This is a genomic window from Sorangium sp. So ce726 (genome assembly GCF_051521405.1).
Lineage (GTDB): Bacteria > Myxococcota_A > Polyangia > Polyangiales > Polyangiaceae > Sorangium.
Window position 1 is genome coordinate 6,437,498 of the sequence record NZ_CP150349.1, and the last position, 14,665, is coordinate 6,452,162.

The window sequence follows — 14,665 nt, forward strand, 5'->3', positions numbered from 1 at the left end:
CGGCGCGGAAAGGCTCGCCGCGCTGTCCACGGTGCATCACCGGCCGCTGCTTGATGCCTCGAGGTCCCAGAGCGCGTAGAGCACGTCGACGTCGTACTCGGTGTGTCGCCAGCCGGGGTGGAGCCGGTAGCTGCGCGGGAGCAGGCCAGAACCCAGGATGGCGTCCGTCTGCTCGGCGAAGGTGTAAAGATACATCTTCACGCCGCTCAGCTCGGCGTCGGAGAGCGGGCGCGCGTGGCGCTCGTGGAGCCGGACGTTCGGCCGCCGCTCGACGATGCTCACCAGCAGGCGGCCGCCGGGGCGCATCGCGCCGGCGAGGTTCTTGAGCACGAGCGAGAGCTCGTCGCAGAACTCGAGTGTGCCGAGCGCAAGGGCGACGTCGAACCGCCCCCAGGAGCGGGGGATCGGGAGGTGGTAGTCGTGCCGGTGATAGGCGCCGTGGGGCCGCTTCTTGCGCGCGATCTCGAGCATCCCCTCGGCGATGTCGAAGCCGACGACCTCGACGGACGGCGGGAGATCGCGCGTGAGGTGGCCCGGACCACAGCCCGCGTCGAGCACCCGGGCGCCCTCGGTGACCACCTCGCGCAGGAACGCGCGCACGGGCTTCTCGTAGTGCTGGATGTCTTTCCAGGTGGAGACGTAGTCGGGCGCAAAGTCCTCGTAGTAGTCGACGAGCCGCTCGATCCGGGTCGCTCGCTTCATGACGCCTTTCAGGTGATGTCGTCGACCGCCTGCACGGTCTCCTGGATGTCGTGCTCGTGCGTGTAGCCGAGGATGTCGCGCGCCCGCCGGTCGTCGACCATGCACACGTAGCGGATGTGATCGAGCTCGGGGGCCGGGAACGAGGTCGCCCTGAACCGCCAGAGCCGCGGGATGATCGTCTGCATGACGAAGTGGGGAATCGCCGCGCGCGCCCGGCCGGTCATCTCGATGACGCGCGAGAGCGGCAGCGGCGCGGGCCCCGCGAGGTTGAAGATCCCGCGCACGCCGGGGCGGAGCGCCGCGAGGATCGCGGACACCACGTCGTCCTGGTGAATGACCTGCACCATCGGGTCGAAGCCGAGGAGGGTCGGGATCACGTTGAGCCGGAGGTAGTTCGACGGCGCGTTCCGCACGGAGCCGAGGATGTGGACCGGCCTGAGGATGACCGTCTCGGTCTGGGGGTGCTTCCAGAAGAACGACTGCGCCAGCATGTCGACCTCGATGAGGTCGCGGATCTCGCTGAACGACGCGCCGCCGAGCAGCGGGGCGTCCTCGGTGATGAACTGCGGGTTGTCGGGGCGCGGCCCGTAGGCGTTCGCGCTCGAGAGCACGATGAGCTTGGGCACGTCGTACTGCGCGACGAACTCGAGCAGCCGCTGGAACCCAGCAAGGTTCCAGCTGTGGTGCTCCATCTGGCTCACCCGCGGATCGTGCATGACCCCGAGGTGGACCACCGCGGCGAGCTGCTCCTGGCGGAAGATGTCCTGGGTCTTCTTGCGGCGGATGTCGATCTGGTGATGCTCGATGTCCTTGGGGCGCCCCTCGAAGCTGCGCCGGTCGACGCCGATCACGTGCCGCTCGCGGTGGAGGCGCCGCGCCAGGCGCCGCCCGAGGCGACCACAAATGCCGGTGATGAGGATGGACCGGAGGGACGGATCGGTGTCCGCAGCGGGACGGCGGCCTCGACCGAGCATTCGTTCGCTCATCGGAGCGACGGTCGCTTCGAGGAGGCCGATGGTCAAGCCCTTCGTGCCGGTGCAGGCCCACGCGAGTTTTGCTATCGTCCGCCGCCCATGGCCAGCAGAACGACGCTCGCCAGGCTGAGCCACTTCGTCACCCACAGCGCGCTGCCGCTCGCGCGCGTCGGGGTCGACAGCCTGCGCGGCACGATCGACGACGCCACCATCCGGCTGCTCGGTCAGGACTTCGAGGACCGGCTGCGCCGGGTCGCGCTGCCGCACGCGGCGGACGGGGTCGACCCGTTCGGCCTCGACCGGGAGTGGGCGAAGTACGCGGTCGGGGTCGCCGCGTTCTTTCATCGCTTGTATTTCCGGACCGAGGTGTTCGGCATCGAGCGCGTCCCGACCGGCCGTGTGCTCCTCATCGCGAACCACTCGGGCCAGCTCCCGTTCGACGGCATGCTCATCGCGGCCTCGCTGTTCCTGGACGCGGAGCCGCCGCGCGTGATGCGGAGCATGGTCGAGAAGTGGACGCAGACGCTGCCGTTCGTGGCGACCTTCTTCTCGCGCGTGGGCCAGGTCGTCGGCGTCCCCGAGAACGCGCGGCGGCTGCTCGACATGGGCGCGGCGATCCTGGTGTTCCCGGAGGGAACGAAGGGGATCTCGAAGGGGTTCTCCAGCCGCTATCAGCTGCTCGACTTCGGGCTCGGGTTCATGCGGCTCGCGCTCGAGACCGACACGCCGATCGTGCCCATCGCGGTCATCGGGGGCGAGGAACAGTACATCTCGCTCGGCAACCTCGAGTCGGTCTCGAAGGCGCTCGGCATGCCGACGTTCCCGATCATCCCACAGCTCCTGCTCCCCGGCGGCCAGCTGCCGCTGCCGACCCGATACCGGATCTACTTCGGCGAGCCGATGACGTTCCACGGTGACCCCGACGACGACGACGCGGTGATCCAGGAGAAGGTGGCGCTCGTGAAGGGTCGGATCCAGTCGATGCTGAACCGCGGCCTGAAGGAGCGGAAGAGCATCTTCTGGTGATCGCGTGATCGCGTGATGGCGTGAGCGCGTGAGCGCGTGAGCGCGTGATGTCGTGAGCGCGCGGGCGCTCAGGCGCCCGCCAGCGTGACCGCGGCCTCGGGGCCGTGAGCGAGGACGCGCGCGTGGCCGCCAAGGATGGCGGGCTCGTTGCGATGGCCGTGGCCGATCGGCAGCCCGGCGACGACGGGGATGCCCAGCGGGAGCAGCCTGTCGCGGAGGACCTCGTCCACCGTGATGCCGTCGGGGCCTGGTGCGCACTGATCGAAGTCGCCGAGGACCACCGCCGCGGCCGGGGCGAGGTGGCCGCCGACCTCGAGCGTCGCGAGCATGCGATCGATGCGGTAGGGCCGCTCGGTGACGTCCTCGAGCAGGAGGATGCACCCCTCCGGGACCCGGAGCCGTCCCGCGGCGGCGCAGGCGTGGAGCAGGGCCAGGTTGCCGCCGAAGAGCGGCCCCTCGGCCACGCCGGCGCGCAGCGTGGTGAGGCCGTCGAAGCGGCGCTCACCCAGCGGATCTTCGAGGGCGCGGATCAGCGCGGCGCGGGCGCGGGCGTCGCCGCGCCCGAGCGCGGTGACGTGGACACCGTGGAGCGACGCCACGCCCGCGCGCGCTGCCTCGACGTGGAGGGCCGTGACGTCGGAGAAGCCGACGATCCAGCGGGGGTGCGCCGCGAGGACGCTCCAGTCGAGCCGGTGGACGAACCGGTTCGCGCCGTAGCCGCCGCGGGCCGCGAAGATGGCCCTGACGTCGGGATGCGAGAGCGCGCGGGCGAGCTCGCCGCTGCGCCGGGCGTCGCTGCCGGCCAGGTACCCGGCCCGCGCGAACAGCCCGTGATGGGAGGGCGCCGACAGCGATGGCGGCCCGCCCCCGTGGACGTCGCCGTCGAACGGAGGCCCCTCGCCCGCGTCGAAGAGGACGCGGTAGCGCTGGGCGAGCCAGCCGATGCCGACCCGCGCGAGGACGTGCTCGAACGGGCTGGAAGGGGCGATCACCGCGACGGTATCGCCCGGCCGGAGGGCCGGCGGCAGGATCGGCGGGGGAGAGCTAGCGAGCACCAGGGTCGTCGTCGATCAACTCCACGTCTTCCGCATCGGTGTCGACGTCGATCGCGTCGGAGCCAGGCAGGGGCGGCACGACAGGCGCCATGGGGGCTGCGGGCGCGACGGGCAGCGCAGGGGCCGAGAGGGGTGCCTCATCGTGCGCTCGATGGGCCTCGCCGTTGTCGACGTCGCCGAGCGTCGGCGGCGCTGCATGAGCGTCGAGCTCCGACCAGTGCGCGGGAGCAGCTGGCGCATCGGAATACGCAGCCGGAGCAATCTGGATGACCTGGGTGGCGCTATCCAGAGGGAGCCTCTGCCCCTCGCGCAGCACCACATCGACATGGGCAGCGCCGCTGTTCGCGTCGACCGCGTCGGCGTGCGAAGCGACGCCGTAGGCCCAGACCTGCCGCTCCGGCTCGACCGGCAGCGCTTGCGAGGCGGCGGCGTCCGCCGGCTGCGCCTCCGCAGCCGGGTACGCCTCCGCAGCCGGGTACACCTCCGCAGCCGGGTACGCCTCCGCAACCGGGTACGCCTCTGCGGCCGGGTACACCTCTGCGGCCGGGTACACCTCTGCAGCCGGGTACACCTCAACGGGCTGCGCCTCCGCAACCGGCTGCGCCTCCACAGCCTGCTGCGCCTCCGCGGCCTGCTGCGCCTCCGCGGCCTGCTGCGCCTCGACGCCCTCGTGCGCCTCGGAGCCCGCGTAGCCGTTGCTCACCGCCGCCGCCACCGCGCTGGCCTCGAGGCCGAGCGTCTCGAGCGCCGGCGCCCGGGGCGCGAGCGGCGGCTCAGTCAGCGGCGGGCCCGGCGCCCGGGTCGGCAGCGAAGGAGGCGGCGGGGTGCGCTTGAGCTTGCCGGTCTTGGCCCGCTCGAGGCCCGCGGTCGCGTCCGGATCGCCCGCCTTCATGCGGAGGACGCGGCGCCAGGCGTCCGCCGCCTCTCGCGCCTCGCCGAGCTCCTCCTCCCAGAGGCGCGCCACCTTGCGCGCGAGCTCTGCCCGCTGCGCCGGATCGCGGCCGCGGAGGATCTGGTCCTCGTACAGCTGGATCATGCCGCGGTGATCGCCGAGCTCCAGCAGGAGACCCGACAGGTCGTTCATCACGTCCTGATCCGAGGGCGACAGGTCGTGAAGCTTCTTCAGGTCCGCCGCGGCGCCCTGCCGGTCGCCGAGCACGTCGCGCCGCAGCCTGGCGCGACGCTGCAGGAGCTTGCGCACGAGCGGGCCGTCAAAGACCTCGTCCAGCGCGCGGTCCAGCGTCGCGCCGACGCGGGGCAGATCGCCCACCTCGCGCCCGAGGGCCTCGAGCGCGTCGAGCGAAGCGTCGTCGACCTGCGTGAGCACGGCGTCGCCCAGCCAGCCGAAGGCGCGGTCGACGTCGCCGAGGTCCTGGTACGCGATCGTGGCCGCGCGCCGCAGGAGCGCCGCCCGGGTGCGGCCGCCGTCGCGCGAGCCCTGGCCGCCGGCCGCGAGCGCCTCGGCGAGGACCGTGCGCAGCGCCGTCGACCGCGACCGCTCGTCGTCGTCGCGCGCCACCTGCTCGAGCGTGGCGATCGTCTCCTCCTGAACGCCGCCGCCGAGGGCCAGCTCGAAGAAGCTCCTCGCCCGGTCGATGGCGCCGCGCTCGCAGGCGATCTGGGCGGCGCGGACGAGCGCCGCGAGGCGATCGGCCGGCGTGCGGCACCGGCTCACCTGGCGCTCGAAGAGGTCGATGATGAGGCCCGGGGCCTCGGCGAGCGCCGCGAGCCGCTGGAGCAGCGGCTCGACCTCGGCGGTCGGCACGCTCGCGAGCGCGCCCTCGCCGTGGTGGATCGACTCCAGCGGATCGGCGCCCACGGAGACCCGGACCTCGGCCTGCCGCACGAGCTCCACCGCCCGGGCCGTGCCCGCGAGATCCCTGGCGAGGAGCTCGTGCGCGACGGTGAGGGCCTCGCGATCCTGGAGCTCCACCGCGATCGCCTCGAGCTTCTCCGCGAGGCCGGCGTCGGCGGTGCGCGAGCGCGCGAGCTCCATCGCCACGCGCGCGGCGTCCTTCTGGCGACCGACCTCCACGAAGCGCTCGAAGGCCCCGCGCAGGGCGACCTCGCGCCCCGCGCGCGCGATCGACTCGTTCCAGGCGACCAGCTTGGTCGCGACGATCCCCTTCCACCCGATCCGGTCGCCGAGCGCGACGTACGCCTCTCGGCTCGGCTCGTCGCCCTGATCGGCGAGCCGCTCCAGGAGCGCCAGCGCCTCGTCGCTCTTGCCCAGCTGCTGGTCCAGGATCTCGGCGAGGCGCCGTGTCATCTGCGACGCCTCGTCGTCGTCGCCCTCCACCTCGATCAGGATCGCCATCAGACGCGCGACCTTCGGCCAGTCGTTCAGCCGCTCGGCGAGCCGCAGGAGCCGAGCGACCGCATCGAGGTCGTCCGGCTCGACGGCGTGGACGATCTCGAGCGCTCGGACGGCGCCGCGCGGATCGTCGAGCGGGCCCTCGTACAGCGCCGCGAGCCGCTGCGCGATGTCGACCTGGTCGTGGTCGTACACGAGCACGAGCTCACGCTCGAGCGCGCCCGCGACCCCCTTCGGGTTGCCGCGCTGCTCCTCCAGATCGGCGATCCCCCGCAGCGCGATCCGGTTCTGCGGATCGAGCGTCGCCACGACCGCCTCGTAGCGCGCGATCGCGGCCTCGAGGTCGCCGGGGCCCTCCGCGAGCATGCGCGCCTCACGCAGGGCGAGCGAGATCTTGCCGGGCTCGCTGTCCGTCAGGTCGCCGAGCTTGCGGAGGAGCTCCGCGCCCTGCTGGTGATCGCCGCGCTCACCGGCGTCCTCGGCCAGCCGCGCGATCGCCTCGGCGTCGTCGCCGTCGGCGAGCAGGAGCGTGAGCGTCGCGCGCTCCCCGTCGCGCTCGCCGAGCTCGCGCTGCAGGGCCGCCGCGGCCCGTCGCGCCGCGACGCGCTCCGCCCTGTCGCCCAGCACCTCGGCCCGGCTCAGGAGGAACCGCACGAGCTCGGGCCGCCGGTGGGCGCGCCGGTAGAGGTCCTCGATCGCCGGGGCGGCGTCGGTCGCCGGATCGATCTCGATGGCGCGCTCGACGCGGTCGAGCGCGCCGTCGACGTCCCCTGCGCTCAGGAGCAGCTCGGCGGCCTGGACGAGGAGCGCCGGGCGCGCCTTGCGATCCGCGAGCAGCGCGCGCTCGCAGAGCGCCCTCGCCGCCTCGGCGAGCCGCCCCGCCGCGACGTAGGCCTTCTGCGCGAGCTCCCACAGCCTCGGTTGGCGCAGGAGTTCGGCGGCCTGGCCGTAGGCGTCGCCCGCGGCGCCCGGCTCGTCGAGCCGCATCCGGAGCTCGCCGAGCTTCTGAAGGAGCGGCCCATGGTTCAGCTTCCCCCGGAACCAGGAGGTCGCGTCGGCGAGGACCCGCGCCGCGAGATCGAAGCGCTCGCCGCGCTCGAAGAGCTTGACGGCGGACAGGAGCGCCGCGCCGTCGTCAGGCGTGAGGCCCGCGATCCGCACCCACGCCTCCGCGGCCGCGATGGGGTCGCGGCGCTTCTGCTCGTGGAGCTCGACGAGCGCCTTCTCGATCTCGACCCTCTGCGCGACGTCGGGCGTCGCCGCGGCGTCCTGCTCGAGCAGCGCGGCGAGGTCGTCCCACCGCGAGCTCCGCTCGAGCAGCCGCCTTAGCTCGGCCTGGGCCTGCGCGTCGCCGGGATCGAGCTCGGAGAGCAGCTTCCAGGCCTGGACCGCCGAGTCGATGTCCCGCAGCTGCGCCTCGCACAGCCCGGCCACGTCGCGCAGCTGCGCCTTCCTGCGCTCGATGGGCGCCTCGGGGACGCGCGCCGCCGCGAGCAGGACGTCCCGCAGCTCGACGAACATCCGCTTCTGGCGCAGCTGCTCCTCGACCTGCGCGAGCACGTCCGGGTTGGCCGGCTCGCCCTTGAGGATCTCGCGGAGCCTGGCGAGCGTCAGCGGCTTGCGAAGCTCGGCCGGCTCCTCCCTCGGCGGCTGCAGCGCCTCCGAGGCGGCCGAGCCGCCGAAGGCACCAGGCGCCGGCGCGGCGCCGGCCAGGCCGTACGCCCCCGCGGAGGCCGGCGCTGCGGCGTCCGCAGGCGAAGCCAGCGTGTCCGGCGCCGTCGACCCTGGCGCGGGAGAGAACGAAGACGCCGGCGCGAACGCGGCCACCCCCGGCTCGACCAGCCCAGCGACAGCCGGCGACGAGAGGACACCCGAGGGGGGCACTGACGCGTGCGCATGGGCGGCTCCCGCGCTCGGCGGCACCGACGACCGGTGCGCAGGAGCGGCAGCCACGCCCATGGGCGGCGGCGGCACCGACGGCAGCCGCGGGGGGGGCGGCACGGACGCCCGCTTGCGCGCCTCGGGCGCCATGAACCCGTTCGGGTTGACCTGGAGGTAGGCGAGGTAGCGCGGTCGGAGCTCCGCGATGCGGCCCAGCTGCTTCCCGTAGTGGTCGGCGAGCTGCATGGCGCGATCGTGCCCGGGCGCCGCGCGGAGGGCGTAGACCGAGTACGAATAGCCGTACTCTCCGTCGTACGTCTCCGCGAGCGCCACGAAGAGCTCCGCGGCCTCGTCACGCTCTGCCTGCGGCACCGGCTCGCCCGCCTCGATGCGGTCGACGATGGCGACGCCGAGCGCCTGGATGAGCCCCACGTCGTGCGGCACGAACGCGCGCGCGTTCCTCAGCGCCACGGTGGAGCCCGCGAGATCGCCGGCGCGACGCCGGATGTCAGCCTCGTCGCGCAGCAGGGCGAGCCGCCGCTCCGGGTCGTCGACGAGCGCCTGCTCCATCGCGAAGTACGGGATCGCCTCGGCGTACTGCTGCTGGGCCTTCAGCATCTCGCGTGCGGCGTAGATGGCGTAGACGTTGTGCGGGTCGAGCTCCGCCAGGCGGCGCCAGTTCTCGAGGGCGCGCTCCGGCCGCGAGAGCGGCGGCTCGCTCCACAGCCGGCCGAGCTCCTCGTGCAGGGTCGAGACCTGCGCGCGCACCTCGGGCCGCTCGAAGAGCAGCGGCGTGAGCGCCTTGACGAGCCGCTCCAGGAGCGCGACGAGCGCCTTCTGATCGCCCTTGTCGCGGTAGAGCTGCGCCAGCCGCTCCGCCGCGGTCCGCTGCGTCGGATCCTTGTCGATCGCGATCATGAGCGTCCGCGCGGCGTGGTGCGCGTCGCCGATGGTGGTCGACCACACGTTCGCGGCCTCGCTCAACCAGTGCGCCGCGTACGATGGATCTGCGGTGGAGCTGCCGACGCGCTCGAGCAGCATGGCGTACGAGCGTGGGTCCTGCTCCCCGGCTCGGTGAGCATACGCCAGGGCTTCCCCGTCATGCGGATTCGTGACGAGCCGCTGGACGAGCGTTTCCATCTCCCGGGGATCCATCGGTGCGCGGCGAAGTTACACGTTAGCCTCCGGCTCGTACAGCGACTCTCGGCGCCATTCACGATCGGGCGCCGCTGTCTCTCGCGCGACGGGACTCCATGGAAGAGCGGGCCTTCGGGGACCCACGTCGGCCGCGCGCAGCGGTGCCGCGCGCGTGCCGTCATCAGTCGAATTTCACATACGGCTTGCGCGGCTGCGCTGACTTTCGCCTGGGTGTCGACGCCGATGGAACGCCGGTGGGCACAGGCGCCGCGCTGGCGACACCCGCGGGCGCCGGGGTCGGCGCGGCGGGCGGCGGCGCCGGTGCGGCGGGCGGCGGCTCCGGCGCGGGCGGCGGCTCCGGTGCGGTCAGCGCAGCGGCGGGCGGCGGGTCGGCGCGGGAGATCGCGCCCGCGAGTGCCCTCGCTTCCAGCGCTACCCCTTTCTGAAGGCTGCGCGCGCCGCCGTCCGCAGGCCGGCGGAGCTCGCGCACGGCGAGCGCCATCACGATCAGAGAAAGGGCGCCGGCGCCGACGACCACGCGCGAGGTGCGCCTCCGTGGCGCGGGACGCAGCGTGCTCGGCGCCTGCGCGGCGTCGGCGCCGTCGCCCACGACCGCGAGCAGCTCGCTCGTGGCGCCGACCTCGGCGGGCTGAGCCGGGCCGAGGCGCTCGCGGTCGAGGCTCGGCCTGGCCTCGTCCATCGCGCGATCGAGCTCGGCGATGAACTCCTGGGCGCTCCGCGGCCGATCCTCGGGCCGCTTGGCCAGGGCGCGCTGCAGGAGCTGCGAGAGCGACGGCGGTATCCTGGCGTCCGGCGCGGCCTCGCTCGCCGGCACCGGCGACGATTTGATGTGCCTCGCCATCACGACGACCGCATCGTCGTCGATGAACGGCGGCCTCCCGACCAGCATCTGATAGAGCAGGACGCCGAGCGAGTAGAGGTCGCTCCGCGCGTCGAGCGGCCTGCCCTGCGCCTGTTCCGGCGACATGTACCGCGGCGTCCCGAAGACGGTGCCTGCCTGGGTCTCGAGGGCGTCGACCGGCCGCTCTGTCCCGGTCATCACCTTCGCGATGCCGAAATCGAGCACCTTGCAGATCTCCTCGTGCTCGCCCGCGGGGGGCCTCGCCAGGAACAGGTTGTCCGGCTTGAGGTCCCTGTGGATGATCCCTTTGTCATGCGCCTCGGCCAGCGACAGGAGCGCGTGCCGCGCGAAGCGGGCGGCGTCGCCCACGCGCAGCCGCCGCAGGCGCTTGAGCCGCTGGCCGAGCGACTCGCCCTCGAGCAGCTCCATCGCGAGGTAGAGGGAGCCGCTGCTCGACGTCGTCCCCTCCACGGGCGAGCTCTGCTCTGCAGAGCGACCGCGGCCGAAGGCCGCGTCCGTCGCGTCGTCCACGACCTCGCCGAAATCGAACACGGTGACCGTGTGCGGCGACCGGAGGAGGCTCATCGCGCGCGCCTCGCGGGTGAAGCGCGCCTTCGCCTGCGCGTCGAAGGCCCTGTCCGATCGCAGTATCTTGATGGCCACGTCGCGGCCCATCGCCTCCTGGCGCGCGCGGTACACCGTGCCCATCGAGCCGGCGCCGAGCTTGCCCACGATCACGAACCGATCCGCGATCGTGATCCCCAGGAACGGATCTCCGTCGGTCTCGGCAAGCACCTCGCGGCTCACGAGGGCCAGCCCGTCGTGGGGGCAACGAGGTAGCCTCGCGCTCTGGCCGCCCTGGGAACCGCGGTCGCCGGCGGGGGACGGGAGCTGGCTGGACGAGCTCCTCCCCTCCAGAGCGACGGCCGCGAGGAGGTGACAGCGCGGGCAAATCAGCGCCATGGCCCTGCTGGGCTCGCCGGGCGACCCGGGGGCGCTGGCTGGGAACTGGCCGTCAGCTGCACGAACTACCACCGCGATGGGGGGATCGTCCGTTACTTGGGCTCGCACCGCAAGGCCCACGACTCGCCTGTCGCTCTCGGGAGACAGCCGAAGAACGCGGCGTCGCCGCAGGACGCATCGCTGCAGCAGACGTCGCTACAGAATCGCTGCGTTTGTTCAGGATGCTTGATGCACATACCACTGCGACAGTCCTCGGGCGTGGTGCACGGAACGCCGACGGCCGCGAGGCTGTCCCCGGACAGCAGCGTGATGCACGCGCGGACGGTCGAGCGTCCGTCGATCGCGAGCTCAGCGCAGCCCACGCGCTGCCTCACCTCGCCGGGCGTGTCCGGGCACATCTCCGAGCCACAGCACGGGATGGTGCAGCGGCCGCTCCCTTCAACCTCGGCGCAGAGCCCGGACGCGCAGTCCTCGTCCCGATCGCACGGCTCGAAGTAGCCTCCATCGCCCAGAGCGGCGTCCTGGCACGCCCAGGCCGGACCAGACGAGACGAGGTCCGTCGTGAGCCGGCACGCCGCCCCGTTCGTGGCGCAGCTGGTGTCGGAGCAGCAGGCATCGACGCAGGCGCCGTCGTTGCAGACGCCGGATCGGCAGTCGCCGGGCGCGGCGCAGGGCGCGCCGGAGAGCCGCGCGCCCACGTCGGGCCGACCGACCTCCCGGCCGATGCGACAGAGGCCGCTCCCCCCGCCGTCGGGGATCCAGCAGACCGCATCCCGGACAGGATCGCAGTCGCTCGAGCTGCAGCAGGCGCGCGAGCAGACGCGCGGCCCCTCGACGTCGAACAGCGCGGGATCGAGGCAGAAATCGAGCGCGCCGCAGTCCTCGTGCCGCGCGCAGCGGGCGCCCAGCGCGCGCTCCAGCTGCTGCTCGGCGCAGGCGCCATCCCTGCAAACGGCGCCCTCGGGGCACGCCGGCGGCCCGATCGCGCCCTCGTCCGTGCAGTGCACCGGGCCCAGCGTGCCGTCGACGAGGACCTCGCACCCGGCGCCGAGCGACACGAGCGCGGCGAGCCCGCGGATCAGCCTGCGCCGCGCGGCGCTGGGGCGCATCAGAACTGCACCCGGAGCCGGGCTCCCTCGGCGCCCAGCGACAGGCTGATCCCCTGCGCCCCCGCACCGGCGCCGCGCGGGAGACGGCGATCCTGCCCCGGCGTCAACGCACGCGAGCCGACGGCCGAGGCCGCGCGAGAGGCTGGGCTCGCCGCGGGGGCTTCGGGAGACAGGTACAGGTAGAGCGCCGCTGCCCCGGAGAGCCCGGCGACCAGCAAGGCGACATCCGCGGCGACGGCGCACCGGTGAGCGGCGCTCGCGTCGGCCTGCAGGTCGGCGATGGAAACGCCAGCCCCGGTGCGCTCGCCGGCCCCGGGATCCCGCGCCACGGCGAGCGCGGCGAAGACGCCGCCGACCACGAGCGACCCCGCGGCGATGCCCCCGCTGACGGCGAGCCACGTGGCGCGCGGCCTCGCGCCGCCGACCGCCACGGGATGGCGCGGCAAGCGCGGCAAATACGGCAGCGCCGTGGAGACCGAGGCGGCCTTCGCGGGCGCGGACGGCGGCGGCGGCTTTGCGCTGGCGAGCTCCCGCTTCGCGCCCTTGAGCCGCTTGAGGACCGCGTGCACCTCCTCACGCGCCTTCGGGAGCGCCTCCATGTCGAGGTAGCGGCGGTAGTAGCGCTCGGCCTCGTCGATCTCGCCCAGCCGCTCATGGATCATCGCCAGGTTGTAGATGAGCTCTTTGCCCTCGGGATCGAGCGCCACGGCGGCCTCCAGCTTCACGATGGCCGCGCGGTACTCGCCGTGCTGGTAGCGCCGCTGCGCCTCGTCGTGCAGCGCGGTCGCTCGCTCGATGCGGAGCCGCTTCTCCTCCTCGTCTCGCGAGAGCGGCTGCGGGGCGGGAGGGCTCGGCCCGCCGCCCTGCGGCGGCTGCGCGGGCGGGGCGACGGGCGGGGCGGCGGGCGCGACCACAGGCGCGCGGAGCGGCGCAGGCGGGGGCACCTGCGCCGCCAGCGCCGGCGGCGCGCTGTGGGCGACCGCCGCGGCGGCTGCGATCGCGGAGACGAAGCACACGACGATGCGCCCGGCCTCGGGGCCGATCGAGCGAGGCAAGCGCGCTGTGGGGCTCGTCACGGCCGCCCACCATAGCGTAACTTCCGCGCGGACAACGGCGTCTTGCGGCGGGCCGGGTGAAGGCCGCCGCCGCGGCGATCACCTGAGCTTGCAGCTGTACTCGCCGGCGAACATGAGCGCCCGCTCGCACCTGACGTCCACCGTGCGCTTCGCCGTGGTGAACTCGAAGGTCTGGCCGAACGGCGTCCGTTCCAGCCGCGTCATCTGCGCTCTGCAGCCCTCGCTCGCGCGGCGCGGCTCCGGCGCGCTCGCGGTGCCGCCCTCGCCGCACGCGACGAGCGCCGCCCTCCGTTCGACGTCGGCGTTGTCGGAGACGACGTTGTAGACCGCCGAGACGCTGAACGCGACGCAGAGAGCGAAGAGGGCGAGCTGGCCGAAGCGCTTCACAGCTCGAGCTTACCCTGTCCGGCGCGCGAGAGGCTCGTCGCCGCGCGCGACCCGGCTCAGAGCCGCATGCCCGAGCCGGGCAGCGGGTTCCACGGCTGCCGGCGGGTCGTGTACTGGCCCCGCACGAACGCCCCCAGCACGGGCGCGATGTTGCGCGCGATGTCGTCGTCCCACTCGCCGCCGTTGATCCCGTCCTGCGGGGAAAGATCCGGCGAGAGCAGGAAGAAGCCCGGATAGAGCCGCCGCGGCACCTTGATCTGATCGAGATCTTCCTTGAAGAGATCGATGTCCACGCGCACGAGCCGCACGCTCCGGAGGGCCGTCTGCATCAGCGGATCGCTGAGCGAGCGGTCGACCCCGCGGCATGGCTCGCAGGGATCGCTCGTCGTCATCACGAGGACCTTCTCGCCCTGGGCGTATGCCTCCGCGCGCTGCTTGGCGAGCTCCTCGCTGAGCACGGATACGTCGACGCCGATATCGACGATGGAGACCCCGCCGATGCGCCGGTGGGTCGTGTGCTGAGGGACGCTGCCGCTCGGCTGCACCGCCGGAGGAGGCGCCTCCGGCAGCGGCATCGACGGCGACGCCGTGCTCGCCCGCTCCGGCGAGGCCTCCCCCTCCGGGAGGGCGGAGGCGGTCTCTCCGCTGCGATGGGTGCTCCACATCCATACGCCGAAGCCGATCGCCGAGCTCCAGCAGAGGGTGAGCAGGACGCCGAGCGCGAGCCCGACGCTGGCGAGGGCGTACCCCCTGCGCACGGCCGGGGCCTGCTCGATCTCGCGGCGAGCCGCCCAGCCGAAGGCGATCGCGGCGATCGCCCCGAGGGGCCCGAACAGCACCGCGACGAGCGAGCTCACGGCCAGCGTGGAGAGCTGCCGTCGCTGCGGCGGGGGCGGCGGCGTGAGGTAGGGATCCTGGATGATCAGCCGCGCCGCCTGCGCGCGGCTCAGCTGCGCAGCGACCGGCACGAGCGCGACGCGCCCGCGGGCCGCGACCGGGTCGCAGGGCAGCGCGCCGGCAGGCGGCTCGCTTTCGCAGGGCAGGGCGCTCGCCTGCACGTCCCTGAGCGCTGCAGGCGGCTCGTTCGCATCGCGGTTCGGCGGTGGCTGAGTCGGGCCGAATGCGTGGCTCACGCTCTTCATTCTAGCGCCGGAGGCCGCGCTACGCCCGCCGCACGGG

The 14,665-nt window shown here is 73.4% G+C and carries 10 protein-coding genes; 1 reads left to right on the forward strand and 9 read right to left on the reverse strand.

The window, feature by feature from the left end:
• Positions 1 to 36 precede the first annotated feature (36 nt).
• Together WME79_RS23940 and WME79_RS23945 are read right to left on the reverse strand one after the other, a co-directional pair.
• Complete coding sequence (locus WME79_RS23940) at positions 37 to 702, reverse strand: class I SAM-dependent DNA methyltransferase (protein ID WP_437539318.1); 666 nt, start codon at positions 700 to 702, stop codon at positions 37 to 39.
• Between the two features lie 8 nt (positions 703 to 710).
• Positions 711 to 1,676, reverse strand: coding sequence for an NAD-dependent epimerase/dehydratase family protein (locus WME79_RS23945; RefSeq protein ID WP_272093067.1), 966 nt, complete (start codon positions 1,674 to 1,676; stop codon positions 711 to 713).
• Between the two features lie 99 nt (positions 1,677 to 1,775).
• On the opposite strand from WME79_RS23945, the gene WME79_RS23950 reads away from it, so the two are divergent.
• Positions 1,776 to 2,702 (forward strand): lysophospholipid acyltransferase family protein, encoded by a 927-nt coding sequence (locus WME79_RS23950; RefSeq protein ID WP_437539320.1) that lies wholly within the window; start codon positions 1,776 to 1,778, stop codon positions 2,700 to 2,702.
• Between the two features lie 68 nt (positions 2,703 to 2,770).
• Here the strand turns inward: WME79_RS23950 and WME79_RS23955 are convergent, their stop codons facing one another.
• The 7 genes from WME79_RS23955 to WME79_RS23985 form a co-directional block, all read right to left on the reverse strand.
• On the reverse strand, positions 2,771 to 3,757 hold the full coding sequence (locus WME79_RS23955; RefSeq protein ID WP_437539322.1) for a S66 peptidase family protein: 987 nt from the start codon (positions 3,755 to 3,757) through the stop codon (positions 2,771 to 2,773).
• A complete protein-coding gene (locus WME79_RS23960) occupies positions 3,747 to 9,092 on the reverse strand; it encodes a hypothetical protein (protein ID WP_437539324.1) in 5,346 nt (1,781 codons plus the stop codon). The genes WME79_RS23955 and WME79_RS23960 overlap by 11 nt, the downstream gene beginning before the upstream one ends.
• A 178-nt stretch (positions 9,093 to 9,270) precedes the next feature.
• Complete coding sequence (locus WME79_RS23965; protein WP_437539326.1) at positions 9,271 to 10,914, reverse strand: serine/threonine-protein kinase; 1,644 nt, start codon at positions 10,912 to 10,914, stop codon at positions 9,271 to 9,273.
• Between the two features lie 92 nt (positions 10,915 to 11,006).
• The gene (locus WME79_RS23970) at positions 11,007 to 12,023 is read right to left on the reverse strand and encodes a hypothetical protein (protein ID WP_437539328.1); all 1,017 of its coding nucleotides are present in this window, start codon (positions 12,021 to 12,023) and stop codon (positions 11,007 to 11,009) included.
• Positions 12,023 to 13,099: a tetratricopeptide repeat protein gene (locus WME79_RS23975; RefSeq protein ID WP_437539330.1), complete on the reverse strand. Its 1,077-nt coding sequence runs from the start codon at positions 13,097 to 13,099 to the stop codon at positions 12,023 to 12,025. The genes WME79_RS23970 and WME79_RS23975 overlap by 1 nt, the downstream gene beginning before the upstream one ends.
• 78 nt (positions 13,100 to 13,177) lie before the next feature.
• The gene (locus WME79_RS23980; protein ID WP_437539332.1) at positions 13,178 to 13,486 is read right to left on the reverse strand and encodes a hypothetical protein; all 309 of its coding nucleotides are present in this window, start codon (positions 13,484 to 13,486) and stop codon (positions 13,178 to 13,180) included.
• Positions 13,487 to 13,542: 56 nt separating this feature from the next.
• Entirely contained in the window at positions 13,543 to 14,619 is a 1,077-nt protein-coding gene (locus tag WME79_RS23985; RefSeq protein ID WP_437539334.1) for a DUF4190 domain-containing protein, read from the reverse strand.
• Between the last annotated feature and the right edge of the window lie 46 nt (positions 14,620 to 14,665).

Excerpts from the sequence above, each read along its gene's own strand:
- WME79_RS23940 (WP_437539318.1), bottom strand. The coding sequence starts at position 702 with ATGAAGCGAGCGACCCGGATCGAGCGGCTCGTCGACTACTACGAGGAC.
- WME79_RS23945 (WP_272093067.1), bottom strand. The coding sequence starts at position 1,676 with ATGCTCGGTCGAGGCCGCCGTCCCGCTGCGGACACCGATCCGTCCCTC.
- WME79_RS23950 (WP_437539320.1), top strand. The coding sequence starts at position 1,776 with ATGGCCAGCAGAACGACGCTCGCCAGGCTGAGCCACTTCGTCACCCAC.
- WME79_RS23960 (WP_437539324.1), bottom strand. The coding sequence starts at position 9,092 with ATGGAAACGCTCGTCCAGCGGCTCGTCACGAATCCGCATGACGGGGAA.
- WME79_RS23965 (WP_437539326.1), bottom strand. The coding sequence starts at position 10,914 with ATGGCGCTGATTTGCCCGCGCTGTCACCTCCTCGCGGCCGTCGCTCTG.
- WME79_RS23970 (WP_437539328.1), bottom strand. The coding sequence starts at position 12,023 with ATGCGCCCCAGCGCCGCGCGGCGCAGGCTGATCCGCGGGCTCGCCGCG.